Origin of the sequence: Pseudomonas sp. DL (genome assembly GCF_047199225.1) — a bacterium.
Classification (GTDB): Bacteria; Pseudomonadota; Gammaproteobacteria; order Pseudomonadales; family Pseudomonadaceae; genus Pseudomonas; species Pseudomonas aeruginosa.
On sequence record NZ_CP178323.1, the window covers coordinates 2,076,545 to 2,102,617 of the forward strand.

At 66.8% G+C, this 26,073-nt stretch carries 24 protein-coding genes and 1 tRNA gene; 14 read left to right on the plus strand and 11 right to left on the minus strand.

Features of this window, described 5'->3' with window-relative positions; genetic code table 11:
• Positions 1 to 3: 3 nt before the first annotated feature.
• From ACI766_RS09715 to ACI766_RS09725, 3 genes are read right to left on the minus strand one after another with little or no spacing between them, the layout of a single operon-like run.
• Positions 4 to 870, minus strand: a complete 867-nt coding sequence (locus ACI766_RS09715; protein WP_023104553.1) for an MBL fold metallo-hydrolase — start codon at positions 868 to 870, stop codon at positions 4 to 6.
• Positions 870 to 1,802, minus strand: a complete 933-nt coding sequence (locus ACI766_RS09720; protein ID WP_003119784.1) for a pyridoxamine 5'-phosphate oxidase family protein — start codon at positions 1,800 to 1,802, stop codon at positions 870 to 872. The genes ACI766_RS09715 and ACI766_RS09720 overlap by 1 nt, the downstream gene beginning before the upstream one ends.
• 16 nt (positions 1,803 to 1,818) lie before the next feature.
• Complete coding sequence (locus ACI766_RS09725) at positions 1,819 to 2,415, minus strand: glutathione S-transferase family protein (protein ID WP_003116471.1); 597 nt, start codon at positions 2,413 to 2,415, stop codon at positions 1,819 to 1,821.
• A 165-nt stretch (positions 2,416 to 2,580) separates the two neighbouring features.
• Here ACI766_RS09725 and ACI766_RS09730 point away from each other — a divergent pair, with 165 nt between their 5' ends.
• The 3 genes from ACI766_RS09730 (at position 2,581) to ACI766_RS09740 (ending at position 5,194) form a co-directional block, all read left to right on the plus strand.
• Positions 2,581 to 3,138: a TetR/AcrR family transcriptional regulator gene (locus ACI766_RS09730; RefSeq protein WP_003103255.1), complete on the plus strand. Its 558-nt coding sequence runs from the start codon at positions 2,581 to 2,583 to the stop codon at positions 3,136 to 3,138.
• Between the two features lie 45 nt (positions 3,139 to 3,183).
• Entirely contained in the window at positions 3,184 to 3,423 is a 240-nt protein-coding gene (locus tag ACI766_RS09735; protein ID WP_003113967.1) for a glutaredoxin family protein, read from the plus strand.
• 367 nt (positions 3,424 to 3,790) lie between these two features.
• On the plus strand, positions 3,791 to 5,194 hold the full coding sequence (locus ACI766_RS09740; protein WP_012613897.1) for a cytochrome b6: 1,404 nt from the start codon (positions 3,791 to 3,793) through the stop codon (positions 5,192 to 5,194).
• A gap of 57 nt (positions 5,195 to 5,251) precedes the next feature.
• Here the strand turns inward: ACI766_RS09740 and ACI766_RS09745 are convergent.
• From ACI766_RS09745 to mobA, 3 genes are all read right to left on the minus strand, one after another.
• Positions 5,252 to 5,328 (minus strand) — tRNA-Pro (locus tag ACI766_RS09745).
• A gap of 153 nt (positions 5,329 to 5,481) precedes the next feature.
• A complete protein-coding gene (locus tag ACI766_RS09750; protein WP_003091247.1) occupies positions 5,482 to 5,703 on the minus strand; it encodes a YgdI/YgdR family lipoprotein in 222 nt (73 codons plus the stop codon).
• A gap of 131 nt (positions 5,704 to 5,834) precedes the next feature.
• Entirely contained in the window at positions 5,835 to 6,431 is a 597-nt protein-coding gene (mobA, locus tag ACI766_RS09755) for a molybdenum cofactor guanylyltransferase MobA (RefSeq protein WP_003109495.1), read from the minus strand.
• A 66-nt stretch (positions 6,432 to 6,497) separates the two neighbouring features.
• Here mobA and moaB point away from each other — a divergent pair, with 66 nt between their 5' ends.
• Together moaB and glp are read left to right on the plus strand one after the other, a co-directional pair.
• A complete protein-coding gene (gene moaB / locus ACI766_RS09760; RefSeq protein WP_023113188.1) occupies positions 6,498 to 7,037 on the plus strand; it encodes a molybdenum cofactor biosynthesis protein B in 540 nt (179 codons plus the stop codon).
• Positions 7,034 to 8,251: a gephyrin-like molybdotransferase Glp gene (glp, locus tag ACI766_RS09765; RefSeq protein WP_003122464.1), complete on the plus strand. Its 1,218-nt coding sequence runs from the start codon at positions 7,034 to 7,036 to the stop codon at positions 8,249 to 8,251. Before moaB ends, glp begins: the two co-directional genes overlap by 4 nt.
• A gap of 28 nt (positions 8,252 to 8,279) precedes the next feature.
• On the opposite strand, the gene ACI766_RS09770 is transcribed toward glp, so the two are convergent.
• The gene (locus ACI766_RS09770) at positions 8,280 to 9,311 is read right to left on the minus strand and encodes an AraC family transcriptional regulator (RefSeq protein ID WP_003116474.1); all 1,032 of its coding nucleotides are present in this window, start codon (positions 9,309 to 9,311) and stop codon (positions 8,280 to 8,282) included.
• Positions 9,312 to 9,487: 176 nt separating this feature from the next.
• Here ACI766_RS09770 and ACI766_RS09775 point away from each other — a divergent pair, with 176 nt between their 5' ends.
• The 5 genes from ACI766_RS09775 (at position 9,488) to ACI766_RS09795 (ending at position 16,141) form a co-directional block, all read left to right on the plus strand.
• Positions 9,488 to 11,083 (plus strand): FAD-binding oxidoreductase, encoded by a 1,596-nt coding sequence (locus ACI766_RS09775; RefSeq protein WP_023113187.1) that lies wholly within the window; start codon positions 9,488 to 9,490, stop codon positions 11,081 to 11,083.
• A gap of 5 nt (positions 11,084 to 11,088) precedes the next feature.
• Positions 11,089 to 12,669, plus strand: coding sequence for a glycerol-3-phosphate dehydrogenase/oxidase (locus tag ACI766_RS09780; RefSeq protein WP_004344729.1), 1,581 nt, complete (start codon positions 11,089 to 11,091; stop codon positions 12,667 to 12,669).
• A gap of 20 nt (positions 12,670 to 12,689) precedes the next feature.
• Positions 12,690 to 14,249: an FGGY-family carbohydrate kinase gene (locus ACI766_RS09785; protein WP_003109491.1), complete on the plus strand. Its 1,560-nt coding sequence runs from the start codon at positions 12,690 to 12,692 to the stop codon at positions 14,247 to 14,249.
• Between the two features lie 74 nt (positions 14,250 to 14,323).
• A complete protein-coding gene (gene yegS, locus ACI766_RS09790) occupies positions 14,324 to 15,232 on the plus strand; it encodes a lipid kinase YegS (protein WP_019681480.1) in 909 nt (302 codons plus the stop codon).
• A 102-nt stretch (positions 15,233 to 15,334) separates the two neighbouring features.
• On the plus strand, positions 15,335 to 16,141 hold the full coding sequence (locus ACI766_RS09795) for an MOSC domain-containing protein (RefSeq protein WP_003113973.1): 807 nt from the start codon (positions 15,335 to 15,337) through the stop codon (positions 16,139 to 16,141).
• 43 nt (positions 16,142 to 16,184) lie between these two features.
• Here ACI766_RS09795 and ACI766_RS09800 read toward each other — a convergent pair whose 3' ends face one another.
• Together ACI766_RS09800 and slt are read right to left on the minus strand one after the other, a co-directional pair.
• Positions 16,185 to 16,571, minus strand: coding sequence for a lysozyme inhibitor LprI family protein (locus tag ACI766_RS09800; protein ID WP_003118100.1), 387 nt, complete (start codon positions 16,569 to 16,571; stop codon positions 16,185 to 16,187).
• Positions 16,572 to 16,627: 56 nt separating this feature from the next.
• Complete coding sequence (slt, locus tag ACI766_RS09805) at positions 16,628 to 18,556, minus strand: lytic transglycosylase Slt (RefSeq protein WP_016253193.1); 1,929 nt, start codon at positions 18,554 to 18,556, stop codon at positions 16,628 to 16,630.
• 225 nt (positions 18,557 to 18,781) lie between these two features.
• On the opposite strand from slt, the gene ACI766_RS09810 reads away from it, so the two are divergent.
• Together ACI766_RS09810 and ACI766_RS09815 are read left to right on the plus strand one after the other, a co-directional pair.
• A complete protein-coding gene (locus ACI766_RS09810) occupies positions 18,782 to 20,704 on the plus strand; it encodes an ATP-binding cassette domain-containing protein (protein ID WP_003118098.1) in 1,923 nt (640 codons plus the stop codon).
• Positions 20,705 to 20,853: 149 nt separating this feature from the next.
• A complete protein-coding gene (locus ACI766_RS09815; RefSeq protein ID WP_003091213.1) occupies positions 20,854 to 21,540 on the plus strand; it encodes a DUF6901 family protein in 687 nt (228 codons plus the stop codon).
• A gap of 29 nt (positions 21,541 to 21,569) precedes the next feature.
• On the opposite strand, the gene ACI766_RS09820 is transcribed toward ACI766_RS09815, so the two are convergent.
• On the minus strand, positions 21,570 to 22,007 hold the full coding sequence (locus ACI766_RS09820; RefSeq protein ID WP_003091210.1) for a universal stress protein: 438 nt from the start codon (positions 22,005 to 22,007) through the stop codon (positions 21,570 to 21,572).
• 207 nt (positions 22,008 to 22,214) lie between these two features.
• On the opposite strand from ACI766_RS09820, the gene ACI766_RS09825 reads away from it, so the two are divergent.
• Positions 22,215 to 22,649, plus strand: coding sequence for a hypothetical protein (locus ACI766_RS09825; RefSeq protein WP_003109487.1), 435 nt, complete (start codon positions 22,215 to 22,217; stop codon positions 22,647 to 22,649).
• Positions 22,650 to 22,665: 16 nt separating this feature from the next.
• Here ACI766_RS09825 and ACI766_RS09830 read toward each other — a convergent pair whose 3' ends face one another.
• Positions 22,666 to 23,484 carry a hypothetical protein gene (locus tag ACI766_RS09830; protein ID WP_003119795.1) on the minus strand — a complete coding sequence of 273 codons (819 nt, stop codon included), beginning with the start codon at positions 23,482 to 23,484 and terminating at the stop codon, positions 22,666 to 22,668.
• Between the two features lie 427 nt (positions 23,485 to 23,911).
• Here ACI766_RS09830 and fadB point away from each other — a divergent pair, with 427 nt between their 5' ends.
• A complete protein-coding gene (gene fadB, locus ACI766_RS09835) occupies positions 23,912 to 26,059 on the plus strand; it encodes a fatty acid oxidation complex subunit alpha FadB (RefSeq protein WP_003091204.1) in 2,148 nt (715 codons plus the stop codon).
• Positions 26,060 to 26,073 lie beyond the last annotated feature (14 nt).

Genomic DNA, 26,073 nt, shown 5'->3' on the forward strand with positions numbered 1-26,073 from the left:
CCGCTATTCCAGCCAGTGCGGGAAGTAGCCCAGGGCGGCCTGGACCCGCGCATCGTGCGCCGGAATCACGCTCAGGCGCGGGTCGCTGCGGAGCAGCAGGCGGATCTTCGCCAGTTGCGCGAGGGTGCGCGCGGGATCGCGATCGACCAGGGCGCGGCCGGCGAAGAATTTCTGCCGCGGGCCTTCGACGCCTTCGAGTCGCCAACTGGTGTCGCCGCTGAAGAACAGCCGGCGCCCGCTGTCGAGGGTGACGAACAGACCGACCGAGCCGGGCGTATGGCCGGGCAGGGGGACCAGCACCAGGCGGCCGTCGCCAAACAGGTCGAGGCTTTCGTCGAAGCCCATGAACGGCCGCGGATCGAAGCTGTAAGGTCGCCAGCGCACGCCATGGCGGAATTGGCTGGGGAAGGCGGCCGGCGGGGTGGCGATGCGGCTGAAGGCGATCTCCTCGTAGGGTGCCCAGACCGGTACTTTGGGGAAGTCGACCAGGCCCGAGGCGTGATCCCAGTGTGCGTGGGACAGCAGGATGCGATCGACGCGGATACCGGCTGCGTCCAGTTGGTCGCGCGCCGGGACGACTTTCTGGTAAGCGAACAGCGGCGCTGCCCACCAAGGCATGTCGGCGCGGAACTGGGCGTCGATGTCGCGCCCCAGGCCAGTGTCGAAGAGCAGGGTGGCGGCGTGGTGCTCGATCAGCACCGCGGTATGGCTGAGCGGCACCCGGCGCACCCAGGAGCCGCCGTCGACGGTGAGCGCATCGAGGGTTTCCACTCCCGAGGTGCGCAACAGGGCGACTCGCATTTCCGCCGCCTGCACCGGCAGGACGAGGAGGGCGATCAACAACGAGGCAAGGCGATACAGGAAAGGCATCAAGATTCACCGGCAGGAAGAAAAGGGGATGGCTGGGGCTCGCCGAATGCCAGCGGCAGGCGGCCGCGCCGCCAGCGCCAGCCTGCGGGGCGCAACGCCAGCAGGCGCTCGGCGCCGGCGGGCCAGGGGATGGATGGCTGCGAACCCGGCCAGAACAGCTCGGCCTCGGCGTGCAGGTGCAGCAGGTCGCCATTGTCGAAATCGATGAACAGGAGGCCGCAGCGAGGATCCTGGAGCAGGTTGCCGAGGGTATTGAACAGGCGGTTGCCGGCATAGTCGGGCAACCACAGGCGGCCATCCGCGCCGAGCCGGAGAAAGCCCGGCGGCCCGCCCCGATGGGAGACGTCGACGCCGCCTCTGAGCGGGTCGGCATGCTGGCTGGCGATGAACAGCGTATCGCTGCGCGAGACCAGCGACAGCCAGCGTGGATCGAGTCCTTCGCCCTGCAATGCGGGACTTGCGATCCTGGAGACGGGCTGATGGCTGCGCGCTTGGATGTACTTGGGACAGTTTCCGAAGGATTGCTCGACGCCGACCGTGAAACCCTTTCCGTCCCGCGCCAGGACCCGTCCATTCATGCGGTTGCGGCGGCGGGTCGGCCATTCCAGGCCGAGGATGCCGAGGCGGGTGCCAGCCTCGAGATTGGCCGCCAGCGGATCGTCCGCTTGCGGCAGGTTGTCGATGCGCAGGCGGGTCGGTTCCGGCGAACGGGCGAAGCCGGGGGGGCCCCAGAGCACCGAGGCGCTGGGGTAGCCGTCGGCGTCGAGGCTGCCCACCAGCAACAGCGATAGCAGGGAGAAGAACTCCCGGTGCTGGTCCGGCATGAAGGTGCGGATCGCGCGGCTGCCGAAGCCGGCGACCTGTTCGCGAACGCCGGCGCGTTCCTGGATCGCCAGTTCGCCGGTGTGGAAGGGACTCTGTTCCTGGCTCATGCTGCCTCCTGCCGAGCTACAGGCCGGGCATCGGGATGTAGCCGGGCAGCGCGCGGATGCGGGCGATCCAGGCGTTCAGCGCCGGGTAGTGGTCCAGCGCCAGGCCACCTTCGGGGGCGAGGGCCAGGTAGGGGTAGAGGGCCACGTCGGCGATGCTCGGCTGTTCGCCCTGGGCCAGCCAGCGATGCTCGGCCAGGTGCCGGTCGACCAGGCGCAGCACTTCCAGGCCTCGCTGGTGGGTTTGCTCGCGATCCAGCGGCAGGTTGAAGCGAGTGATCAGCCGGGCGCTGGCCGGGCCGTTCTGCACCTCGTTGGCCGAATAGCTGAGCCAGTAGGCGATGCGGCCCTGGCTGACGGGGTCGAGCGGATACCACTCGGGGCCGGCATGGCGTCGTGCCAGATAGACGAGAATGGCGTGGGAGTCGCCCAGTTGCAGCTCGCCGTCTTCCAGCACCGGGATCTGTCCGCGGGGATTCATGCGGAGGAAGGCCTGGGTCTTGTGCTCGCGGTTGAGGAAATCGACCGGCCGCAGCGTCGCCTCGCGGCCGATGAGGGAGAGGAACAGGCGGACCTTGTAGGCGTTGCCGGAGAGATCCAGGTCATGCAGTTTCATCTGAGGGTTCCAGGCGGGTATTGGTGCCTGGATATTAGACAGACAGGTCTGTATATTTCAAGGCGCGCGTTCGCCTTTTTCCGTCGGTATTCGTCCGGGGAGCGACGCAGAGCGGTTCAAGGGGGCGGCAGGGTCGCGCATAATGGGCCGCTCAGGAGGCTTTCCATGACATCCCGCAAACGCGAGCAACTGCTCAGCACCGCCGTCGACCTGTTCTATCGCGAGGGTTACCACGCCACCGGCATCGACCGCATCCTGGCCGAATCCGGGGTGGCGAAGATGACGCTGTACAAGCACTTTCGCTCGAAGGACGAACTGATCATGGCCGCCCTGGAGGTGCGTCGGCAGCGCACCGCCGAACGCATGCTCGAAGCCGAGGCACGGTTGCAGCCGCGCGCGGCGATCCTGGCGGTGTTCGATGGTCTGCAGGAGTTCCTCCAGGACGAGGCGTTCCGTGGCTGTGCCTTCATCCATGCCGCCGCCGAGTTCCATGAGCGCTCGCATCCGATCCATCGCCAGGCGGCCGAGCAAAAGGCCTTCGTTGAAGCCTATTTCCAGCGCCAGCTGGAGCGCCTGGGCGCGCGTTCGGCGGCACTGCTTGCGCGGCAGTTGCAATACCTGATGGAGGGCGCCCTGGTGATGGCGCACATCCATGGGCCGGCGGATCAGGCTCGCGAGGCCCGGCAGGCGGCCGAAAGTCTGTTGCAGGTCGCTGGCATCTGAGCGCGGGTGCTACCATCGCCGCGAAACACTGCACAGGTCCTTTCGATGCCCCCGGAATGCCAACTCTTCGGAACCCTCGGTTGCCACCTCTGCGAAGTCGCGGAGGCGGTGCTGATGCCCTTCGTCGAACATGGCCTGCTGGTCGAACTGGTGGACATCGCCGACGACGAAGCCTGGGTCGAGCACTATGGCCTGCGGATCCCGGTGCTGCGCCGCTGCGACAATGGCGCCGAGCTGAACTGGCCGTTCGAGGCCGAGCAGGTCGCAGCCTTCCTCAGCTGCTGATGCCTATTCATTCGCGCTAAGCGCGGCACCGCTGGTAACCCCGCGCTCTATGCGCAAACCGGACTGCGTTCCGCTTCCTTCCCCCATGCCGCGCGGTGCCTGGCTTCGGCGATGCTGGCGAAGCGATGCATAGGCGTTTCTCAATGGTTTTCATAGCCTGAGTCTATTGGCTCGGCAGGCTGCGTTCGGCTAGGCCTAAGGGCGATGGATAAACCCTGAGTTCCCTTCAGGACTGACTGGAAACAGCCGGGAACCCGCGTGGCGCAGGACGCGTCGCAGGTCGTTCGGTCCGCTGTCGCGGACCGCCGGGGTGTGGGGGTCGGGACGACGAGGCTCGGCGTTTCCTCATAACGAAAGAGGACGCCTGATGAAAACGCCCGCCTGGACGCGCCATGCCCTCTGGGTCATGCCGCTCGCCCTGGGGCTGCAATCCGCCGTGGGCGCGGGGGATGAGCAGCCAAGCAAGACTTCCAGCTATTCGCCGGTGGTGATCAATGAGGACTTCGCCACCATCATGAAGCGCATGACGGCGAACAAGCCGTCGATCGAACAGGCCCACAAGACGCTTCTCGAGCAGCGTTACGATCTCAGCGACAGGCCGGCCAAGGGCGCCAGCATGACGCGCGGCAAGCCGCTGCAGGAGGGGATCCGGGTGAAGCTGCCGGCCGGCACCAGCTGGGAGGAACTGGCCAGGCTGAGCCCCGAGGAAATCCGCAAGCAGGGGCTGTTCCCCGGTGGCTTCCTGCCGCTGCCGCACCCCAACCATGCCGAAGGCGGGATGGTCTTTCCCAAGTTCCTCATCGACGAGATCAAGCGCCAGGAAAGCCGCGACCTGACCCGTTTCGACCTCGACTACGACCTGCCGGACCACTTCCTGCCGGAATTCCCGGCACCGATGTTCCTTACCACCCGGCCTGACCTGGGCGATGTGTCCAAGGGCAAGCTGGTGACCATCGACAACTATTTCGAGTTGTTCAACGGGATTCTCAATCCCAAGCAGCTGGAAGGGCTGCGCCTGCTGCTAACGGCCTTTCCGCAGCAGCAGTTCAACCTCACCGACGATCGCCGTAGCGAGCATCCGAGCCGCGGCGTAGCCTGCTTCGACTGCCATGCGAACGGCCACACCAATGCCGCTACCCACCTGGCCGGCGATGTGCGCCCGCAGCCGTTCCGCCACCGCATCGACACGCCGACGCTGCGCGGGGTGAACATCCAGCGGTTGTTCGGCTCGCAGAGGGCGCTGAAGACCGTCGAGGACTTCACCGAGTTCGAGCAGCGCGCCGCCTACTTCGACGGTGATCCGGTAATCGCCACCAAGAAGGGGGTGAACGTGCTCGAGCGTGGCAGTCAAGTGCATTTCATGGGTGAGTTCCAGGCGCTGCTGGACTTCCCCCCGGCACCGAAGCTGGATGTGGAGGGGCGGCTCGATCCGGGCAAGGCCAGCGAGCAGGAATTGCGTGGCGAAAAGCTGTTCTACGGCAAGGCGGCCTGCGCCGGGTGCCATGCGCCGCCTTACTTCACCGACAACCTGATGCACAACCTGAAGGTGGAGCGCTTCTACGATCCGAAACTGGTCAATGGCGTGATGGCGTCCGCCGACGGGCCGATCAAGACCTTCCCATTGCGCGGGATCAAGGATTCGCCGCCGTACCTGCACGACGACCGCCTGCTGACCCTGGAGGACACCGTGGAGTTCTTCAACCTGGTGCTGGAGCGCAAGCTGTCCGCGGAAGAGAAGGGCGACCTGGTGGCCTACCTGCGTACCCTGTGAGAAAGGCCGAATCGCAGGCAATAAAAAACCCGCCGTTGAGGCGGGTTTTTCGGGATATGGTCGGAGCGACTGGATTCGAACCAGCGACCTTCTCGTCCCGAACGAGACGCGCTACCAAGCTGCGCTACGCTCCGTTTTGTTGGGGCGCATTCTACAGAAAAAGTTTTGGTACACAAGGGGTTAGATGAATTTTTTTTCGAGCCCCGGTTTCCCCGGGCGAAAAAGCAAAGACCCCGTCGCTCGTTCGAGTCGACGGGGTCTTCAGGAAAACCTGTTACGCGACGGTATCAGAGTTCCTTGACGGTGCGGACCTGGTCCTTGTTCACGCGGGCGCGCTTGCCGTCGAGCTGTTCGAACTCGTAGAAGCCGGAATCCTCGTCATAGGAAGGGGTGTCTACGGCCTGGATTTCACGTCCGTCGTTGAGGGTGATCACGGTAGGGCTGGAACAACCCGCGAGGGCGCCGAGGCCTACGGCGAGAAGGAGGGCGGGTAGCATCCGCTTGATCATTGCGCAGTTCTCCTGTGCGGTCAGACTTTGAAGTTACGAGTTTCTGACAGACGAGTTCTAGGAAGAGTTCCCCCCTAAAAACGAGTGTTCCCCCCACCTTCGAGAAAATTCGACTCGACGTCCCTTCCGTTTTACTTCAGTTCGCGGTGATTAGCCAACAGCTCGGGGGTGTTCAGGTTGGCCAGCCGCGGATCGCCCGCGGCCAGCTCGATGGCCTCCGCGCCAAGCGGCAACAGGACGTGGCGTGGGCTACGGTCGCCCTGGCGCCAGGCGTGTTCTATCTCTTCGGCCAGGTGCGTCGGGATCAGGCTGAACAGCGGTTCCCACTGGCCGCCGCAGCGCAGCATCCAGGGGCGCGCCGGTGTGCGGCCGGCGGCCTGCAGCAGGGTTTCCAGCAAGGCGCGGTCGATGCGCGGCGCGTCGCAGGGCAGCACCAGCAGCCAGGGATGCCGGGCCACCGCCAGGCCGGCGCGGATGCCGGCGAGCGGGCCGGGGAAGTCTCGGCTGTCGTCGCTCACCAGGCGGTCGGCATAGGCCGCATAGCGTTCCTGGTTGCGGTTGCAGGAGACGATCAGGTCATCGGTGAGCGGGCGCACCAGGCGATGCAGGTGGGCGATCAGGGGCAGGCCCTGCCACTCGATCAGGCCCTTGTCGCGACCGCCCATGCGCTGGCCGCGGCCTCCCGCCAGGAGAAGGATGGAGCAGGGGGGCAGGGCGCTATCGGGCATCTGGGGTCTCCGTGTCGGGCCTGTGATATAACACCGCGATCACGTCCACAAGCAAGGGCCAACCCCATGAGCCACAAGGCCGAAACGGCATTCGTGCCGTTGAACATCGCCGTCCTGACCGTCAGCGATACCCGTACCCTGGAAACCGATACTTCAGGCCAGTTGTTCGTCGACCGCCTGACCGAGACCGGGCACAACCTGGCCGCTCGCGTGCTGCTGAAGGATGACCTATACCGGATCCGCGCACAGGTCGCGACCTGGATCGCCGAGGATAGCGTGCAGGTCGTGCTGATCACCGGCGGCACCGGTTTCACCGGCCGCGACAGCACCCCGGAAGCGGTGGCCTGCCTGCTGGACAAGCAGGTGGACGGCTTCGGCGAGCTGTTCCGGCAGATTTCGCTGGCCGACATCGGTACCTCCACCATCCAGTCGCGGGCCCTGGCCGGGCTTTCCAACGGCACCCTGGTCTGCTGCCTGCCGGGCTCCACCAACGCCTGCCGCACTGCCTGGGAAGGCATCCTCGTCGAGCAACTGGACGCCCGTCATCGCCCGTGCAACTTCGTCCCGCACCTGAAACAGGCGGCGCCCTGCGAGAGCCGCGGGTGAGCGGCTGCTGCGAGCATCCGGGGCTGATGCCGGTCGAGACGGCGCTGGAACGGCTCCTCGAACTGGCCGCGCAAACGCCTATCGATACGTGTGAGCAGGTGCCCCTGGAGCAGGCTGGCGGCCGCGTGCTGGCGGTCGACCTGCTGGCCGGCCTGGACCTGCCGCCGTGGCCGAACAGCGCCATGGACGGCTATGCCTTGCGCCTCGCCGACTGGAACGGCGAGCCACTGCCGGTCAGCCAGAAGATCTTTGCCGGACAGGCGCCGGAGCCGCTGCAAGCGGGTACCTGTGCGCGGATCTTCACCGGTGCGCCGCTGCCCGAAGGCGCCGATCTGGTAGAGATGCAGGAAAACGCCGAAGCGCTCGACGATGGCCGCGTGCGCTTCACCCAGCCGTTGCGCGCGGGCCAGCATGTGCGCCCGCGTGGCCAGGAAATCCGCCAGGGCGACCTGGTCCTGCCGGCCGGCACGCGCCTGCGCTCCATCGAACTGGGGTTGGCGGCTTCGCTCGGCTACGCGGCCCTGGAGGTGCGACGCAAGCCGCGGGTGGCGCTGCTGTCCACCGGCGACGAGCTGGTCGAGGCGGGCCAGCCGCTGCAGGCCGGGCAGATCTACAACAGCAACCGTCCGTTGCTCAAGGATTGGCTGCAACGCCTGGGCTGCGACGTGCTCGACGCCGGCATCCTTCCCGACGACCTGGCACGTACTCGCGAGCGCCTGGCCGGGTTGGCCGGGGTGGACCTGATCCTGTCCACCGGCGGCGTATCGGTGGGCGAGGCCGACTTCCTTGGCATGGCGCTGCGCGAAGCCGGCGAGCTGACCCTCTGGAAGCTGGCGATAAAACCCGGCAAGCCGCTGACCGTCGGCCAGTTCCAGGGCATCCCGGTGATCGGCCTGCCGGGCAATCCGGCTTCGACCCTGGTCACCTTCGCCCTGCTGGCGCGTCCCTACCTGCTGCGCCGGCTTGGTGTGGCGCAGGTCGCGCCGCTGCGGGTGGAGGTACCGGCCGGCTTTGCCTGGACCAAGGCGGGGCAGCGTCGCGAGTACCTGCGTGGTCGCCTGGAGCAGGGCCGCGCGGTGCTCTATCCGAACCAGAGTTCCGGGGTACTGCGCAGCGCTTCCTGGGCCGAGGGGCTGGTGGAGGTCCGCGAGGGACGTACCCTCGTGGAGGGCGAGGGCGTGGCGTTCATTCCGCTGAGCGAACTGCTCGATTGAGCCGACGGCGGCCGGATGGCCGCCGTTCTCATTGCGCCGCCGGCTCCTTGCGCCGTTGCCGGTACTCGCCGGGCGTCTGCCCGGTCCAACCCTTGAAACTGCGATGGAACGAGCGCGACTCGGTAAAGCCCAGGTACTGGGCGATGTCCTGGATCGGCAGCTCGCTATGCAGCAGGTAGTGCTCGGCCAGTTCGCGGCGCAGTTCGTCGAGGGTCTGCTGGTAGCTGCTGCCGGCTTGCTGCAGGTGGCGTTGCAGGGTGCGTACGGTCATGCCGAACTTCTCCGCCACCCGTTCCTTGCGCGGCAGGCCGTCCTTGAGTAGCTGGCGCAGGGCGTTCTTCACCCGCAGCGGCAGCGGCTCGTCATCGTCCAGCTCGGCCATCAGCGCCAGGGCATGTTCCTCCAGAGTGCGCAGCAGCGTCGCGTCGGCCTGGCGCAGCGGCAGCGCCAGGTAGTCCAGCGGTACCAGCAGCGCCGAGCAGGGTTGGGCGAAGCGTACCGGACAGCCGAAGAAGGTCTCGTAGTCTTCCACGCGGGTTCCGTCCGGCAGGTCGTGTTCCAGCCAGACCTCGTCCGGCGAACCTTCCAGGTCGGCGATCCAGCGCGCGTAGAGGACCCAGGAAGCCAGGACGTGCTCGACCATGTGGCGCCGTACCAGGGGTGTCTGGTGGCGGCAGTTCCAGATCAGCCGGACCTGCCCGCCGGCCGCCTCGATGCGGCTGGTGCCCATGTCGCCGACCAGCTTCTCGTAGGGCGTGATGCGGCTCATGGCCTCGCCCAGGGTGGCGCAGTTCATCGCGATGTAGCCGAGCACGCTCCAGGAGCCGGGCTGGACGAAACGCGCCGAATGCAGGCCGAACAGGGGATCGCCGGAATGCTCGCAGAAATAGCCGAGCAGGCGCTCGTGGGCTTCGCCCGGCAGGCGCTGGCGATTGTCGTTGAGCTGGTCGGCCTGGAGGCCGGCGGCGGCCAGGGCAGGGGCGATGTCCAGGCCGAGCCGTTCGGCATGGCGCAGGTATTTCAGCAGGGCCGGAACCGAGGTGGAGCCAAGGGTCTGCATGGTCGTTGTTCTTGTCGTGGCGGGTGGAACAGGCCGTCCGGCGTGCGTGCCGGCTGTCTTGATCGGTCACAGGGAGTGTCTCGATCCGACAGTGACAGGCGAGAGCGGCTGGCTAGTATAGGCAGCCAGAAAGGTTCCGATAAACAGGTTGCCGCGACAAGCGAGGGGAGAGGTTCATGCGCCGTTGGAATGGCTGGGGCGAAGAAAGCACCGTGGTCGAATTGCCGGACAGCGCCCGTGGGTTCCTGGCGGAACTGGTCGGGCAGGGCGCACGCTTGCCGGACGCCAGCCTGGAGGCGGCGCTGGCGAAGGTCCCGGCGTCGCGCCTGGAGGCCGATCCGCGCTACAGCATCGACCCCCGTGAGCGGCTGCTGCATGCCCGCGGGCAGAGCCTGCCGGACTGGCTGGCGATGCGCGAGGGCGACTTCGGCGTCTACCCGGACGCCGTGGCCTATCCGGAAACCGCCGAACAGATCCGCGAGTTGCTGGCCCTGGCCGACTCCCGCGACCTGCAACTGATTCCCTATGGCGGCGGTACTTCCGTGGCCGGCCATATCAATCCGCAAGCCTCGCGGCGGCCGGTACTGACGGTCTCGCTGGAGCGCATGAACCGCCTGATCGATCTGGACCGCGAGAGCCTGGTCGCGACCTTCGGCCCCGGCGCCGCCGGCCCGCAGGTGGAGAGCCAGTTGCGTGCGCTGGGCTACACGCTCGGGCATTTCCCGCAGTCCTGGGAGTTGTCGACCCTCGGTGGCTGGGTCGCCAGCCGCTCCAGTGGCCAGCAGTCGCTGCGCTACGGGCGGATCGAACAACTTTTCGCCGGCGGGACCCTGGAGACCTTCGCCGGGCCGCTTGAAATCGCTACCTTCCCGGCATCCGCGGCGGGACCGGACCTGCGCGAACTGGTGCTGGGCTCTGAGGGACGCTTCGGGATCATTTCCTCGGTGAAGGTGCGGGTCTCGCCGCTGGCCGAGGACGAGCGCTTCTACAGCGTCTTCCTGCCGAACTGGCAGCAGGCTCTGCAAGCCACCCGCGAGCTGGCCCAGGCGCGCGTGCCGCTGTCGATGCTGCGCCTGTCCAACGCCGTGGAAACCATGACCCAGCTGGCCCTGGCCGGCCATCCCGGACAGATCGCCTGGCTGGAGAAATACCTGGCACTGCGCGGCGCGGGCGAGGGCAAGTGCATGCTGACCTTCGGCGTGACCGGCAACCGTCGGCAGAACGGATTGTCGCTGAGCCAGGCGAAGGCCTTGCTGAAACGCTTCGGCGGGGTCTTCACCGGCACCCTGCTGGGGCGCAAGTGGGCGCAGAACCGCTTCCGCTTCCCCTACCTGCGCGAGGCCCTGTGGCAGGCGGGCTACGCCGTGGACACCCTGGAGACCGCCACCGACTGGAGCAACGTCGACGGCCTGCTGCAGAAGATCGAGGCCAGCCTGCGAGACGGCCTGGCCGCCGAGGGCGAGAAAGTCCATGTGTTCACCCACCTCTCGCATGTCTATGGCGAGGGGTCGAGCATCTATACCACCTACGTGTTCCGTCCGGCCGCGAGCTATGCGGCGACGCTGCAGCGCTGGAAGCGTCTCAAGCATGCGGCCAGCCAGGCGATCGTCGACAATCGTGGCACCATCAGCCACCAGCATGGCGTCGGCAAGGACCACGCACCCTACCTGCCCCGCGAGAAGGGCGAACTGGGCGTCGCCGCGCTGCGTGCCATGGCCGGTCACTTCGACCCGGCCGGGCGGCTCAACCGCGGCACCCTGCTGCAGGACTGAGCGGAATGACTTCAGCCTGGAACGAGGAGTGGCGTCGCCGCCGCCTACCGGCGCTGGCGGGGCAGGAGTGGGACCTGATCGTGGTCGGCGGCGGCATCAGCGGTGCCGGCATCCTCCGCGAAGCCGCGCGGCGCGGCTGGCGCTGCCTGCTGCTGGAGCAGCGGGACTTCGCCTGGGGCACCTCGAGCCGCTCGTCGAAGATGGTCCATGGCGGCCTGCGCTACATCGCCAAGGGCCAATGGCGGCTGACCCGCGACTCGGTGCGCGAGCGCCAGCGCCTGCTCGGCGAGGCGCCTGGGCTGGTGGAGCCGTTGAGCTTCGTGATGGCCCACTACCGCGGCGGCTTTCCCGGCCCGCGGCTATTCGGCGGCCTGCTGAGCGTGTACGACGCCCTTGCCGGGCGGCGCAACCACCGTTTCTACGACGCCGCCGCGTTGCGCTACCTGGCGCCGGGCCTGAAGGAGCAACGGCTGCTCGGCGGCACGCGTTTCTTCGATGCGGTGACCGACGATGCGCGCCTGGTGCTGCGGGTGCTGGCCGAGGCGCGTCACGACGGCGGCGAGGCATTCAACGGCATGCGTGTGCGCGAATTGCTGCGCGAGGGCGGCCAGGTGGTCGGCCTGCGCGCCGAGGACCGCGAGAGCGGCGAGCTTCTCGACTTCCGCTGCCGCGCCCTGGCGGTGGCCACCGGGGCCTGGGCCGATGAGTTGCGCCAGCCCGGCGGAAGCGAGCACATCCGCCCGCTGCGCGGCAGCCATCTATTGCTGCCGGCCTGGCGCCTGCCGGTGGCCCATGCCTTCAGCTTCATGCACGCCACGGACCGGCGACCGGTGTTCGTGTTCCCCTGGGAGGGCGCGACGGTGGTCGGCACCACCGATCTCGACCATCGCGACGGCCTTGGGGAGGACGCGCGGATCAGCCGCGCCGAACTCGCCTACCTGCTGGCGGCCTGCGCCCAGCAGTTTCCCGCCGCCGCCATCGAGGCGCGCGACGTGCTGTCGACCTGGGCCGGCGTGCGACCGGTGGTCAGCAGCGGCGACGACAGCGGCAAGCCTTCCGACGAGAAACGCGAGCATGTGCTCTGGCGCGAGCCGGGCTGCGTGACCCTGGCCGGCGGCAAGCTGACCACCTTCCGGCCGCTGGCGGTGGAGGTGCTACAAGCCTGCGCGCCGCTGCTCGGGCGCACGGTCACGGACGATGGCGCGGCGGTATTCGGCGCCTGCGAAGGTCCGCTCATCGACGGGCTCGGCAGTGGCCAGCGACGCCGCCTGGCCGGTCGCTACGGACGCGACCTGGTCCGCCTCAAGCGGCTGGTGGACACCCTCGGAACGGACTGCGTGGGTGCCAGCGAAACGCTCTGGGCCGAATTGGCGTTCGCCGCCGAGGCGGAAATGGTGCTGCATCTCGATGACCTGCTGTTGCGCCGCACCCGCCTCGGCCTGCTGTTGCCCGGAGGCGGCGCGGCATACCTGCCGCGTATCCGCGCGCTCTGCCAAGCGCGCCTGGGCTGGGACGACCCGCGCTGGGAACGTGAGCAACAGGCCTATCTGGACCTCTGGCGCCGGCACTACAGCCTGCCCGTCTGACCAGCCGAGACGAGAACGAGATGAACGACAAGAACTATCTGCTGGCGATCGACAATGGCACCCAGAGCGTGCGCGCCCTGCTGTTCGACCTGCAGGGCAACCTGCTGGGCAAGGGCAAGGTGGAGCTGGAGGCCTACTACTCGAAGCATCCGGGCTGGGCCGAACAGGACCCCGAGTACTACTGGGCGATGCTCGGCGAGGCCTGTCGGCGGCTCTGGGACCAGGTGGACATCGATCGCGGGCTCATCCGCGGGGTGTCGCTGACCACCCAGCGTGGCACGGTGATCCACGTCGATGCCGAGGGCAGGCCGTTGCGTCCGGCGATCCTCTGGCTCGACCAGCGCCGGGCGGAGGTCCGCGAGCGCATCAGGGGGCCTTGGGGCTGGCTGTTCAAGCTGGTCGGCGCCGAGGGCGCGGTGGAGCATTTCCGCGCCCAGGCCGAGGTCAACTGGGTGGCCCAGGAGCAGCCGGAGATCGCCGCGAAGACCGACAAGGTGTTGCTGCTTTCCGGCTTTCTCAGCCACCGCCTGACCGGCCGTTTCGTCGATTCGGTGGGGTGCTGCGTAGCCTACCTGCCGTTCGACTACAAGCGCCTGCGCTGGGCCGCGCCGCGCGACTGGAAATGGCAGGCGCTGGCGGTACGCCGCGAGCAGTTGCCGGAGCTGTTCAAGCCGGGCGAGCGGCTCGGCGAGATCAGCGCCGAGGCCAGCCGGCACACCGGCATTCCGCAAGGCCTGCCGTTGATCGCCGCGGGGGCCGACAAGGCCTGCGAGGTGCTCGGCGCAGGTGCGCTGGAGCCCACCATCGCCTGCCTCTCCTACGGCACCACGGCGACCATCAACACCACTCGCGCCCGCTACCTGGAAACCGTGCCGCTGATTCCACCCTATCCGGCGGCGATTCCCGATCATTTCAATACCGAGGTGATGATCTATCGCGGCTACTGGATGGTCAGCTGGTTCAAGCGCGAGTTCGGCTTGCGCGAGATGCAGCAGGCGCGCGAGCAGGGGGTCGAGCCGGAGCAACTGTTCGACGAACTGGTCAACGGCGTGCCGCCCGGCTCGATGGGCCTGACCCTGCAACCCTACTGGTCGCCGGGAATCCGCGAACCGGGACTGGAGGCCAAGGGGGCGATGATCGGTTTCGGCGACGTGCATACCCGGGCGCACATCTACCGGGCCATCCTCGAGGGCCTGGCCTATGCCCTGCGCCAGGGCAAGGAGCGCATCGAGAAGCGTTCGGGCACGCCGATCGTGCGCCTGCGCGTGGCCGGCGGCGGCTCGCAGAGCGACGCGGCGATGCAGCTCACCGCCGACATCTTCGGCCTGCCGGCCGAGCGCCCGCATGTCTACGAGGCGTCCGGCCTGGGTGCGGCGATCGACTGCGCGGTGGGGCTCGGCCTCTATCCGGACGTCGCCAGCGCGGTGGCCGGGATGACCCGCGTCGGCCGGGTTTTCCTGCCCCAGGCGGAAGCCCGGCAGATCTACCAGCGGCTCTATGGCGAGGTCTACCTGCGCATGTATCGCCAGTTGCGCCCGCTCTACCGCAGCATTCGCGAGATTACCGGCTACCCTGCCTGAACCAGGCGCCGCACTTCCGTCCCGGATACGCGGTCAATAGGCAAAGACAAGGCCACGACGAGGGGTTCGGTTCGATGGACAAGGACAAGGTTCTGCTGGTCCTGCACGGCAAGCAGGCGGGCAACGAAGAGGTTCGTGCCGCGGTCGCGGCACAGCGCGAGGCCGGGCGGGAGCTGGCGGTGCGGGTAACCTGGGAGGACGGCGACGCCCGGCGCATCGTCGAGGAGGCGCTGGCGGCCGGCTATGCGACGCTGGTCGCCGGCGGTGGCGACGGCACGCTGCGCGAGGTGGCCGAAGCGCTGGCGCGCGGGCGAGGCGAGGCGAGCCTGGCGATCCTGCCGCTGGGCACCGCCAACGATTTCGCCCGCGCCGCCGGGATTCCCCTGGAACCGGCCGCGGCGCTGGCGCTGCTCGACCAGACTGCGCGGCCGATCGACCTGGGCGAGGTGGACGGCAAGCTGTTCCTCAACATGGCCACTGGCGGCTTCGGTTCGAAGGTCACCGCGAATACCTCGGAGGACCTGAAGAAGGTTCTCGGCGGTGCCGCCTACCTGTTGACCGGGTTGACCCGTTTTTCCGAAGTGCATGCCGCCCAGGGCCGTTTCAGCGCCCCGGACTTCCAGTGGGAAGGCGAGTTCCTCGCCCTGGGCATCGGTAACGGGCGCCAGGCCGGCGGCGGGCACGTACTGTGTCCGCAAGCGCGAGTGGACGACGGCCTGCTGGACGTGAGCATCCTGCCGACGCCGCAGGACATGGTCGGTACCTTGGGCACCCTGCTCGGCGGTGGCAACGGAGTGGAAAGCCTGTTCGTCCGCGCGCGGGTGCCATGGCTGGAAGTGGAGGCGGCGGAAGGTCTCGACGTCAATCTCGACGGCGAGCCGCTGGAAGGACGCAAGCTGCGTTTCTCGGTTTCCCCGGGCGCGCTGCGCGTGCACTTGCCGGCCGGCTCGCCGTTGTTGCGCGAGCCGCCGCGCGAGGACTGAGGGCGGGGCCGACTGATCCGCTGCCTGGAGTGGCGTCTGTGTCTTGTCGGCCTTTCCCGCGACACCGTATAACAGCATCTTTCCACCAAGGATGCTGGTTCCATGTTCCGTCTCTCCGCGCTGTACCGCTATCCGATCAAGTCTTCCGCCGCCGAGTCCCTGGAGCGCGTCGCGCTCGATGCGCTGGGCGTGGTCGGCGACCGACGCTGGATGGCGGTGGACACCGAAACCGGACGTTTCTTCACCCAGCGCCTGCTGCCGCAGCTGGGGCGTATCCAGGCGCGCTGGGCGGCGCCGGAGGTCCTGCGGCTGAATGCGCCGGGGATGTCCGAGCTGAGCCTCGAAGTACCGGCAGCCGACGCCAACCTGCGTGGCGTCACGGTCTGGCGCGATACCTTGCAGGCGCCGGATGCCGGCGACGCCGCAGCGGACTGGCTGACGCGCTTCCTCGGCCGCCCGACGCGCCTGGTGCACATTCCCGAGGCGCGCGCGCGGCAGGTCGATACCGGCTACGCCGAACCGGGGCAGAAGGTGCATTTCGCCGACGGTTTCCCGCTGCTGCTGATCGGCCAGGCTTCGCTCGACGACCTCAGCCAGCGGGTCGGCCGGCCGTTGGAGATGCTGCGCTTCCGTCCCAACCTGGTGGTGGAAGGCAGCGCCGCGTTCGCCGAGGACGGCTGGAAACGCATCCGCATCGGCTCGGTCGAGTTCGTCGTGGCCAAGCCCTGTTCCCGCTGCATCCTCACCACCCTGGATCCGGCGACCGGCGAGCGCAACGAGGACCGCGAGCCGCTGACGACCCTGAAGACCTACCGGGAAAAGGATGGCGCGGTGCTGTTCGGGCAGAACCTGATTGCGCTGGGGCAGGGCAGCCTGGAGGTGGGGATGCCGGTGGAAATCCTCGACTGAGGAACGGTCGCCCGCCGTTGCGGCGGGCGGCCATTGCCGGCGATCAGAGCTTGGCGTCGACGCAACCGGTGCTCAGGCACTCGCGCTCGCGTTCGCGGAGGAAGTCGAGGCGCTGGCGGGTCTTCTCGGTGGCGCAGTCGAGGTTGACGAAATAACCGTTGTCCTTGCTTTCGCTGCAGGCCGCGTCGCGCTCCTTGATCCAGGCGATCTGGCTCTTCTTCAGCAGGGCTTTCTGGCCGTCGTTCAGGTGCTTGCGCAGGGTGCCGAACTGCTGGTTCAGCTCGCGGTCGGCCTGGGAAAACTCGCCGCTGCGGCAGTACACGCTGTCGAAGGCGTTGCGCGGCGTACCGCAGGCGTCGGCGGCCAGGGCGCCGTCGGCGAGCAGCAGGCTGGAGGTGGCGAGCAGGGCGGTGGCGAGGGGCTTGTTCATCTTGAGGTCCTTTTCAAGGTACTGGAAAGGCCCGGGCGTCCGGGCCGGGTTGGGGGTCAGAAATCGTCGAAGTAGCGTTCGTGCCAGTCGACGATGGGCTGCGGCGCATTGAGCTTCTGCCCGTAGATCACCGCATAGGACAGCACGTTCTGCACGTACTGGCGAGTCTCGTCGAACGGAATGGTCTCGATCCACACGTCGAAGGCCAGGTGGCGGGTATCTTTCAGCCACTGGCGGACGCGGCCCGGACCGGCGTTGTAGGCGGCCGAGGCGAGTACCCGGTTGCCGTTGAACTGGCTATGCACCTGGCTCAGGTAGGCGGCGCCGAGGCGGATGTTGACGTCGGGCACGATCAGTTGCTGGGTCGAGGCCAGCGGGATGCCGAACTTGCGCGAGGTCTCCTTGGCGGTGCCGGGCATCAGCTGCATCAGCCCGGTGGCGCCGACTCCGGAACGGGCATCGGACATGAACGCGCTTTCCTGCCGGGTGATGGCGAAGATCCAACTGGAGTGCAGGCCGCGGTTCTTCGCTTCGCGCACCAGGGTGGCGCGGTGCGCCATCGGGAAGCGGATGTCCAGGTCGTCCCAGTACTGCGCCTGGCTGATCGAGCGGATCGCCGGGAAATACCACTGCATGTCGTAGGCCAGCCTGGCCTGGGCGATCAGCTCGTCGCGATCGAACAGGCGCGCGGCGTGGTACCACTCGCGGCGGGCGTTGATCACTTCGCCACGGTTGAAGAACTCCATGGCCCGGCGCGTACTGGCGGCGTTGCGTACGCGTTGCAGGACGCGCGGGTCGATGTGCGCAGGACGGTTGCCGAGCTTGTACGGCACGCTCAGGCGGTCGGCGGCGAGGAAGCCGTAGAAGTCGCGCTCGCCGGCGAGCTTCTGGTACAGCGCGATCGGCTCCTTGCTGTTCGGCTGCGCCAGTTGCAGGCTGCGTGCCTGCCAATAGCGCCAGCGGCTGGTGGCGGCAAGATCCTGGGGCAGCTTGCGGGTCAGCGCGTAGGCTTCGTCCCAGCGGCCCAGGCGCAGCAGCAGGCGGGTGCGCCATTCGGTGACGGTGTTGTCGCGCAGGCCGGGATCGTACTGGGTCATCAGCGGCAGTGCGCGCGGATCGAAGCGCTTGGCCAGGCTGAGACCGATCTCGCGGGCGATGGCGACCTTCTCGTCGCTGGAGAAGGGTAGCGCCGAGCTGTAGTAGTCGAGCAGGCTAAGGGCCTTTTCCGGGTCCTGCCGCGCCAGGCGGCGCAGGCCGAGACCGACCACGTCGGCGGTGGCATGGTCGCGCTGGCTGAAGCGGCCGGTCTGGCTCAGCTGGGCGGGGTTCTGCGCCACGCTGACCATCAGCGCGCCCTGGTTGCCGAGGGTCGGCAGGCGCTGCGCGAGGTGCGAGGCGAGGCTGTAGTTGCGCGCTTCGGCGGCCAGCTTGAGGCGTTTCCAGACCTTTTCCTCGGTGAGCTGGCCTTCGCCCTGCCAGAGGCCGAACAGGGTGTCGCAGGCAGCCGGCTGCGACTTGCCGACCAGCCACAGGCGTTCGCTGGTGGCGTAGCCTTCGGCCTTCTGGCCGTGGCCCAGCTGGTACTGGCCATACAGGCAGTCGAGTTCGGTGAAGTTCAGCTTCGGATCGTAGTAGTTGACGAAGGTCTTCCAGTCGCCGCGGTCGGCCAGCAGGCGCAGCCAGCGCAGTTTCAGCCAGCCGATCTGCGGCAGGTCGCCGTGTTCGGTGAGGAAGCGCTCGACCTCCTCGTTGCTGGCGGACTTCAGCCGGTGGGTCAGTTCGTCGTAGGCCAGGTAGGGTTCCAGCGGGTAATCGCGCAGGGCGCTGCGCGAGGCCATGTAGGGCGCGCTGTTGCCCTTGGCCAGGGCGGCCTTGGCCTGGTCGTAGAGACGGCGTTGTTCGGTCAGGGAAGCGGCGTGGACCGCGTCGACGGAGGAAATACTGAGCAAAAGGCAGGAAACGAGAGTGAACAGGCGACCGCGCATGACTTATCCGGGCAGGTGATGTCGGGTAACGTCGGCAGGTCCGCAACGGCTGCCTACGGGCGTTTCGACCGCTCGCGGGACTGGCGCGCGACCGCTGTCGCGGGGCGCGCCCGAAGCCGGGCGGATGGCTCGCCTAAGCTTAGCCGTTGCGGCATGGCGGTGAAAGCGCCGTGCCATCCGATGCCTATCCGGCGTAAAATGCGCGCCCTGTTTCCGGAGGCGCCCATGACCCTGCTCAAGTTCACCGATGTATCCCTTGCCTTTGGCACCACTCCCTTGCTGGACAAGGTGTCGTGGCAGATCGGCCGTGGCGAGCGGGTCTGCGTGATCGGGCGCAACGGTACCGGCAAGTCCAGCCTGTTCAAGGTGGTCAAGGGCGAACAGCAGGCCGACGACGGCGAAGTCTGGCGCGCACCGGCGCTGAAGATCGGCGAATTGCCCCAGGAACTGCCGCGTGCCGACGAACGGACAGTGTTCGACGTGGTGGCCGAGGGTCTGGCGGAAGTCGGCAAGCTGCTCGCCGAGTACCACCACCTGAGCCTGAACATCCATACCGACGATGACCTGGCGCGCCTCTCGCGGGTCCAGCAGGAACTCGAGGCGCGCGATGGCTGGCGCCTGCAGCAACTGGTGGACAGCACCCTCAGCCGCCTGCAGTTGCCGGCCGACAAGACCCTCGCCGAACTCTCCGGCGGCTGGCGTCGGCGCGTGCTGCTGGCCCAGGCGCTGGTCGCCGAGCCGGACCTGCTGCTGCTCGACGAACCGACCAACCACCTGGACATCGGCGCCATCGCCTGGCTCGAGGAAGCGCTGCTGGGCTTCAACGGCGCGGTGCTGTTCATTACCCACGACCGCGCCTTCCTGCAATCCCTGGCGACCCGCATCCTCGAGCTGGATCGTGGCCACCTGATCGACTGGAACGGCGACTACGCCAGTTTCCTGGTGCACAAGGAACAGCAACTGGCCGCCGAAGAAGCTGCCAACGCATTGTTTGACAAGCGCCTGGCCCAGGAAGAAGTGTGGATCCGCCAGGGCATCAAGGCCCGCCGCACGCGCAACGAAGGGCGGGTTCGGGCACTGAAGGAAATGCGTCGCGAACGCGCCGAGCGCCGCGAGCGCCAGGGCAAGGCCAGCTTCCAGCTGGAAAGCGCGGACAAGTCCGGCAAGCAGGTGATCGTGGTGGAGCACGTCAGCTTCGCCCATCCCGGCGGCCAGCCGCTGGTACGCGACTTCTCCATGGTCCTGCAGCGCGGCGACCGTATCGGCCTGCTCGGCGCCAACGGTACCGGCAAGACCACCTTGCTCAAGCTGCTGCTTGGCGACCTGCTGCCGACCTCGGGCAAGATCGAGGTGGGCACCAAGCTGGAAGTGGCCTACTTCGACCAGTTGCGCCATCAGCTCGAACCCGAGCAGACGGTGATCGACAATATCTCCGAAGGCCGCGAGTTCATCACCATCGACGGCCAGAACCGGCATGTGCTCAGCTATCTCGGCGACTTCCTGTTCAGTCCGCAGCGCGCCCGCACCCCGGTGAAGGCGTTGTCCGGCGGCGAGCGCGCGCGCCTGTTGCTGGCCAAGCTGTTCAGCAAGCCGGCCAACCTGCTGGTGCTCGACGAACCGACCAACGACCTCGACGTGGAAACCCTGGAACTGCTGGAGGAAGTCCTGCTCGGCTTCCAGGGCACCGTGCTGATGGTCAGCCACGATCGGGCCTTCCTCGACAACGTGGTGACCAGCACCCTGGTCTTCGAGGGCGAGGGCAAGGTTCGCGAATTCGTCGGTGGCTACCAGGACTGGCTGCGCCAAGGGGGCACGCCGCGCCTGCTCGGCGTAAGCGAGTCGAAGAGCGGCAAGGCCGAGCTGAATACCGCGCTGGCGCCCGCCGCCGAACCCGCGCCGGCTGCTGCGGCGCCGAGCGAGGCGCCGGCGAAGAAAAAGCTCAGCTACAAGTTGCAGCGCGAGCTGGAGGCTTTGCCCGGGCAGATCGACGCGGTCGAGGCGGAGCTGGCGGGTGTCCAGGAAACCATCGCGCAGCAGGATTTCTATCTGCGCCCGCAGGACGAGCAGCGCGAAACCCTGGCGCGGCTGGACGCGTTGCAGCAGGAACTCGATGCCTTGCTCGAGCGCTGGGCCGAACTGGAAGACTGATCTATCTCGAAAAAGTGAGCTGCATCAATGTGATAGCGGCTCATCTCGATGATCCTTGCGGGCCTTGCCGGCGGTGGGTGCAGTCCCCCGTCGGTCCCTCTGGCTGGCGTCATTGACGGGCCGGCCGTCTCCCGAGAAAGGATCAGTCCATGGCAATCGAGTACCGCATCACGCTGGACGACCAGCATCAGCTCAACTATCGCATCGAGCTGGAGCGGCACTACGACCCGCAGGCGGCTGCCGCAGCGCCGCGCTGGACGCGCCTGGAACACAATCGCTGCAGCAACTGCCCGCTCGATCGCGAACGCTACAGCCATTGTCCGGCGGCGGTCGACCTGCATGGGGTGATCGAGGATTTCCGCAACCTGCCGGCGTTCCGCAAGGCCGGCATCTGCGTGCGCACGCCGGAGCGCGAGTACATCAAGCAGGCGGGCCTGGAGGAAGGACTGCGCGCGCTGATCGGCTTGATCATGGCCAGCAGCGCCTGTCCGCTGCTGGCGCCGCTGAGGCCGATGGCCATGCAGCACCTGCCGTTCGCCAGCAACCAGGAGTTCGTGCTGCGGGTGGTGCCGCTGTACCTGATGCGCCAGTACTTCAACTTCCGCGAGGGGCGGCATGCCGATTGGGAACTGAAAGGGCTGGTGCGGCTGTTCCAGCAGTTGCAACTGGTCAACCAGGCGTTCTGGCAGCGAATCCACGACACCTGTGTCAGCGATTCCAACCTGAAGGCGTTCCTGACCTTCTTCTCGCTGTCGTCGAGCATCAGCTATTCGCTGGAAACCCAGTTGCAGAAGATCCGCCCGCTGGTGATGAGCGCCGAGGAAACGCTCGGCTGAGGCGCAGGCCCCGGCCGAGCGGGGAGAGATCAGGCTTTCTTCAGGTGCACCGCGAGCACGTCGCAGGGCGCGCCGTGCAGCACGTCGTTGGCAGTGGAACCGAGCAGCAGCGCCAGGCCGTGGCGACCGTGGCTGCCGACCACGATCAGGTCGCAGGCCTGTTCCGCGGCGAGGCGGTGGATTTCCTGGCGCGGTTGCCCGTAGACCAGGTGGCGCTGCTCGCTGCCGAGGTCCGGATAGCGTACGGCGAAGGCATCCAGGCGTTCACGGGCCTGGTCGAACTGCTGCTGCTGCAACATCGACAGGTCCATCGGCACGTCCCCACCGAAGGCCATGGCCATGGGCTCGACCACATGCACCACCGAGAGCCGGGCCTGGTTGCTGGTGGCCAGGGCCGCCGCACGCTTCATCACCGGGTCGCATTCGTCGGTCAGGTCGACGGCGACCAGAATGTGTTGATAGGGCATGAACGTCTCCTCCCAGAAGGGGATAGTGTTTTCATTATGGACTTTCGCGCCGCGCGTGGAACCTGTTCCGTTGCGCTGGGCAAAAAGCTGCTCCGCCGTGGTCGCATTCGCCTGTAAACTGCGCCTCCCTTGGCGACTGCGACCGATCCTGCCTGCGCGCGCGGATCGAGGCAAATGCCTTAACCGTTTTTCGAGTGTCCGTTCCTTATGACCACTTGGCTGGTGATCCTGCTGCTGGCTGTCATGCTCAGTCCCCTGGCCTGGCTGATGCCGTCCAACAGGCAGCGCGGCAAGATGGCCCTGCGCCTCGAGGCGCGCCGTCTCGGCCTGGCCATGCAGCTCGCGCGCCAGGATTGGCCGCATTGGCTGGAGAGCGCTCCGCCGACGTCCTGCGCGCAGTTCCACTGCCCGCGCCGACGCGGCCGGGAGGCCTGGTGCTATTGGCAGAATACCCCGGGCCAGTGGCTGAACCAGTGGCGCGAGCCGTGCGCGGACGATGAGTTGCTGGACGCCCTGCGCAGCCTCCCCGGGGATGTCTACAAGGTGGAGGCGACCGCCCAGTTCCTTGCCCTGTATTGGGGCGAGCGCGGCGATAGCGCCGACCTCGGGCGCATCGCCGAGTTTCTCCGCCAGCGCGCCTGAGGCGGCGCGCCGAGGTTCATTGGTTGCGCGCGGCATACAGCGCGGCGACCTTCTCCAGGCCATCGATGATCCGGTCTGCATTCTTGTTGACCAGGAACGGCACGCTGTTCTGGTTGTAGTTGCGCAGGGACTTCTCGATGTAGTGCCACTTGATCGCCACGCTGCGCAGCGCCCTGGCGATCTCCTCGTCGTTCTGCGGCGCCTGCTGCAGCTTCAACAGGTTGACCGAAAAGCGGCTGGCCAGGTCGTCCAGTGGACGCTCCTCGCCGCCGCCGAAGAAGCTGGCGCCCACCGACGCGTTGCGCGAGGCATAGTCCAGAGCAATGTCCTGCATCAGCAGGCTCTGTTCGCGGCTCTGCTCGGTGAGCGTCGGCACCGTGGCGGCGTTTTCCCGTTGCAGGCTGCGATACAACTGGCCGCCGAGGTCCATCAGTTGCTGGTTGCGTCGTGCCAGGTCGGCGACCGGTTGCAGGTCGCTGTAGCCCTTGTTGCGCACCGCGCCGGTCAGCTTGTCGAGGTCTTGCGCATAGTCCCGCCATTGCTCGCGAAGCTGGCCCAGCAGGCGCCGGGATTCGCTGCCGTTCACGCCGTCGAGTCGCTGCAGGCGGGCTTCCGCCGTCTGCGCCGAGCTTTCGATCAGGCTGGCGTAGCGTTGATCGCCTTCCTGGCCGACGTACATGAAGAAGGCGTTCAGGGATTTCTGCGTGGCGAGCCGCATCTGGTGCAGGGCGAGCAGGTCATCGGCGGTCCCTGCCGCGAAGACGGGGAGGCTCAGCAGGCCGAGCAGGGCCAGACAAAGAGTGAACGGACGGCAGATCATGGGTTCCATCTCCATGTGGCCCTGGAGGCCTTCTTGTTGTTCTTTTGTAACGGCCCGTGGCCGATCATGCATGGCGATCTGCGGCGACTCTAGCCTGCCTTTCCGCACCGGGACAAGCGCCCACGGCGCCGATCATCGAACATCTGAATGGTCCGACAGAGGCTGGCTGAATGGCCCTGCGCAGAGGGCCTGGAGGAGGGCAGGTGTTTTCCGGATGGCTGATTGACAATTCCCGGCTTTTGCCGGAATGTGTGCGCACCCAAGTCAAACGGGCGTATGAATCGAGCGTTTGCCTCGCGCAGGCCTCGACAATAGAGACCCGGTTATCGCGTCGGCGGGTGTGCCGAAGGGTTTGGGACTATGCTCGGCGGTTGCCGAAAGGGTCCCGACACGGCGTCCGATGTGTAAGTTCAAGCTTCCATAATAGCGTGGAGATCAGTTGATGATTTACCAAGGTAAAGCCATCACGGTTAAGCCTCTTGAGGGCGGCATCGTCGAGTTGAATTTCGATCTCAAGGGCGAGTCCGTCAACAAGTTCAACCGTCTCACCCTCAGTGAGTTGCGTGCGGCAGTCGATGCGATCAAGGCCGATGCATCGGTCAAGGGCGTGATCGTGACCAGCGGCAAGGACGTGTTCATCGTTGGTGCCGACATCACCGAGTTCGTTGACAACTTCCAGCTGCCCGACGAGGAACTGATGGCGGGCAACCTCGAAGCCAACAAGATCTTCAGCGACTTCGAAGACCTGGACGTACCCACCGTTGCCGCGATCAACGGCATCGCCCTCGGCGGCGGCCTGGAGATGTGCCTGGCCGCGGACTTCCGCGTGATGAGCGCGACCGCCAAGGTCGGCCTGCCGGAAGTCAAGCTGGGCATCTACCCGGGCTTCGGCGGCACCGTCCGCCTGCCGCGCCTGATCGGCTGCGATAACGCCGTCGAGTGGATCGCCTCGGGCAAGGAAAACAAGGCCGAGGACGCCCTGAAGGTCGGCGCCGTCGACGCCGTGGTCGCTCCCGAGCAACTGCAGGCCGCTGCCCTCGACCTGGCCAAGCGCGCCGTCGCCGGCGAGCTGGACCACAAGGCACGGCGCCAGCCGAAGCTGGAAAAGCTGAAGCTGAATGCAATCGAGCAGATGATGGCCTTCGAAACCGCCAAGGGCTTCGTCGCCGGCCAGGCCGGTCCGAACTACCCGGCGCCGGTGGAAGCCATCAAGAGCATCCAGAAGGCCGCCAACTTCGGCCGCGACAAGGCGCTGGAAGTCGAAGCCGCCGGCTTCGTCAAGCTGGCCAAGACCTCGGTCGCGCAGAGTCTGATCGGCCTGTTCCTGAATGACCAGGAACTGAAGAAGAAAGCCAAGAAATACGACGAAGTCGCCAAGGACGTGAAACTGGCCGCCGTGCTCGGCGCCGGCATCATGGGCGGCGGCATCGCCTATCAGTCGGCGCTCAAGGGCACCCCGATCCTGATGAAGGATATCCGCGAAGAGGGTATCCAGATGGGCCTGAACGAGGCCGCCAAGCTGCTCGGCAAGCGCGTCGAGAAGGGTCGCCTGACCCCGGCGAAGATGGCCGAGGCGCTCAATGGCATCCGTCCGACCATGTCCTATGGCGACTTCGGCAACGTCGACATCGTCGTCGAAGCCGTCGTCGAGAACCCCAAGGTCAAGCAAGCCGTGCTCGCCGAAGTGGAAGGCGCGGTGAAGGAAGACGCGATCATCGCCTCCAACACCTCGACCATCTCCATCAGCCTGCTGGCCCAGGCGCTGAAGCGTCCGGAAAACTTCTGCGGCATGCATTTCTTCAACCCGGTGCACATGATGCCGCTGGTGGAAGTGATCCGTGGCGAGAAGACCGGTGAAACCGCCATCGCCACCACCGTCGCCTACGCCAAGAAGATGGGCAAGAGCCCGATCGTGGTCAACGATTGCCCAGGCTTCCTGGTCAACCGTGTGCTGTTCCCGTACTTCGGCGGCTTCGCCAAGCTGCTGAGCTTCGGCGTCGACTTCGTGCGCATCGACAAGGTGATGGAGAAGTTCGGCTGGCCCATGGGCCCGGCCTACCTGTCCGACGTGGTCGGCATCGACACCGGCCACCATGGCCGCGACGTCATGGCCGAGGGCTTCCCGGACCGCATGGCGGTCGAGGGCAAGACCGCCGTCGACGTGATGTACGAGGCCAACCGCCTGGGCCAGAAGAACGGCAAGGGCTTCTACGCCTACGAGACCGACAAGCGCGGCAAGCCGAAGAAGGTCACCGATCCGCAGGCCTACGAAGTGCTCAAGCCGATCGTGGTCGAGCAGCGCGAAGTGACCGACGAGGACATCGTCAACTTCATGATGATCCCGCTGTGCCTGGAAACCGTGCGTTGCCTGGAAGACGGCATCGTCGAGACCGCTGCCGAGGCCGATATGGGCCTGATCTACGGCATCGGCTTCCCGCCCTTCCGTGGTGGTGCTCTGCGCTACATCGATTCGATCGGTGTCGCCGAGTTCGTGGCCCTGGCCGACAAGTACGCCGAGCTGGGCGCGCTGTACCACCCGACCGCGAAGCTGCGTGAAATGGCCAAGAACGGTCAGAAATTCTTCGGTTAATCGCGGAACGACTA

What these genes read in the sequence shown, in the direction of transcription:
- ACI766_RS09715 (WP_023104553.1), bottom strand. Translation starts at nt 870, where the DNA reads ATGCCTTTCCTGTATCGCCTTGCCTCGTTGTTGATCGCCCTCCTCGTC.
- ACI766_RS09720 (WP_003119784.1), bottom strand. Translation starts at nt 1,802, where the DNA reads ATGAGCCAGGAACAGAGTCCCTTCCACACCGGCGAACTGGCGATCCAG.
- ACI766_RS09725 (WP_003116471.1), bottom strand. Translation starts at nt 2,415, where the DNA reads ATGAAACTGCATGACCTGGATCTCTCCGGCAACGCCTACAAGGTCCGC.
- ACI766_RS09730 (WP_003103255.1), top strand. Translation starts at nt 2,581, where the DNA reads ATGACATCCCGCAAACGCGAGCAACTGCTCAGCACCGCCGTCGACCTG.
- ACI766_RS09735 (WP_003113967.1), top strand. Translation starts at nt 3,184, where the DNA reads ATGCCCCCGGAATGCCAACTCTTCGGAACCCTCGGTTGCCACCTCTGC.
- ACI766_RS09740 (WP_012613897.1), top strand. Translation starts at nt 3,791, where the DNA reads ATGAAAACGCCCGCCTGGACGCGCCATGCCCTCTGGGTCATGCCGCTC.
- ACI766_RS09750 (WP_003091247.1), bottom strand. Translation starts at nt 5,703, where the DNA reads ATGATCAAGCGGATGCTACCCGCCCTCCTTCTCGCCGTAGGCCTCGGC.
- mobA (WP_003109495.1), bottom strand. Translation starts at nt 6,431, where the DNA reads ATGCCCGATAGCGCCCTGCCCCCCTGCTCCATCCTTCTCCTGGCGGGA.
- moaB (WP_023113188.1), top strand. Translation starts at nt 6,498, where the DNA reads ATGAGCCACAAGGCCGAAACGGCATTCGTGCCGTTGAACATCGCCGTC.
- ACI766_RS09770 (WP_003116474.1), bottom strand. Translation starts at nt 9,311, where the DNA reads ATGCAGACCCTTGGCTCCACCTCGGTTCCGGCCCTGCTGAAATACCTG.
- ACI766_RS09775 (WP_023113187.1), top strand. Translation starts at nt 9,488, where the DNA reads ATGCGCCGTTGGAATGGCTGGGGCGAAGAAAGCACCGTGGTCGAATTG.
- ACI766_RS09780 (WP_004344729.1), top strand. Translation starts at nt 11,089, where the DNA reads ATGACTTCAGCCTGGAACGAGGAGTGGCGTCGCCGCCGCCTACCGGCG.
- ACI766_RS09785 (WP_003109491.1), top strand. Translation starts at nt 12,690, where the DNA reads ATGAACGACAAGAACTATCTGCTGGCGATCGACAATGGCACCCAGAGC.
- yegS (WP_019681480.1), top strand. Translation starts at nt 14,324, where the DNA reads ATGGACAAGGACAAGGTTCTGCTGGTCCTGCACGGCAAGCAGGCGGGC.
- ACI766_RS09795 (WP_003113973.1), top strand. Translation starts at nt 15,335, where the DNA reads ATGTTCCGTCTCTCCGCGCTGTACCGCTATCCGATCAAGTCTTCCGCC.
- ACI766_RS09800 (WP_003118100.1), bottom strand. Translation starts at nt 16,571, where the DNA reads ATGAACAAGCCCCTCGCCACCGCCCTGCTCGCCACCTCCAGCCTGCTG.
- slt (WP_016253193.1), bottom strand. Translation starts at nt 18,556, where the DNA reads ATGCGCGGTCGCCTGTTCACTCTCGTTTCCTGCCTTTTGCTCAGTATT.
- ACI766_RS09810 (WP_003118098.1), top strand. Translation starts at nt 18,782, where the DNA reads ATGACCCTGCTCAAGTTCACCGATGTATCCCTTGCCTTTGGCACCACT.
- ACI766_RS09815 (WP_003091213.1), top strand. Translation starts at nt 20,854, where the DNA reads ATGGCAATCGAGTACCGCATCACGCTGGACGACCAGCATCAGCTCAAC.
- ACI766_RS09820 (WP_003091210.1), bottom strand. Translation starts at nt 22,007, where the DNA reads ATGCCCTATCAACACATTCTGGTCGCCGTCGACCTGACCGACGAATGC.
- ACI766_RS09825 (WP_003109487.1), top strand. Translation starts at nt 22,215, where the DNA reads ATGACCACTTGGCTGGTGATCCTGCTGCTGGCTGTCATGCTCAGTCCC.
- ACI766_RS09830 (WP_003119795.1), bottom strand. Translation starts at nt 23,484, where the DNA reads ATGGAGATGGAACCCATGATCTGCCGTCCGTTCACTCTTTGTCTGGCC.
- fadB (WP_003091204.1), top strand. Translation starts at nt 23,912, where the DNA reads ATGATTTACCAAGGTAAAGCCATCACGGTTAAGCCTCTTGAGGGCGGC.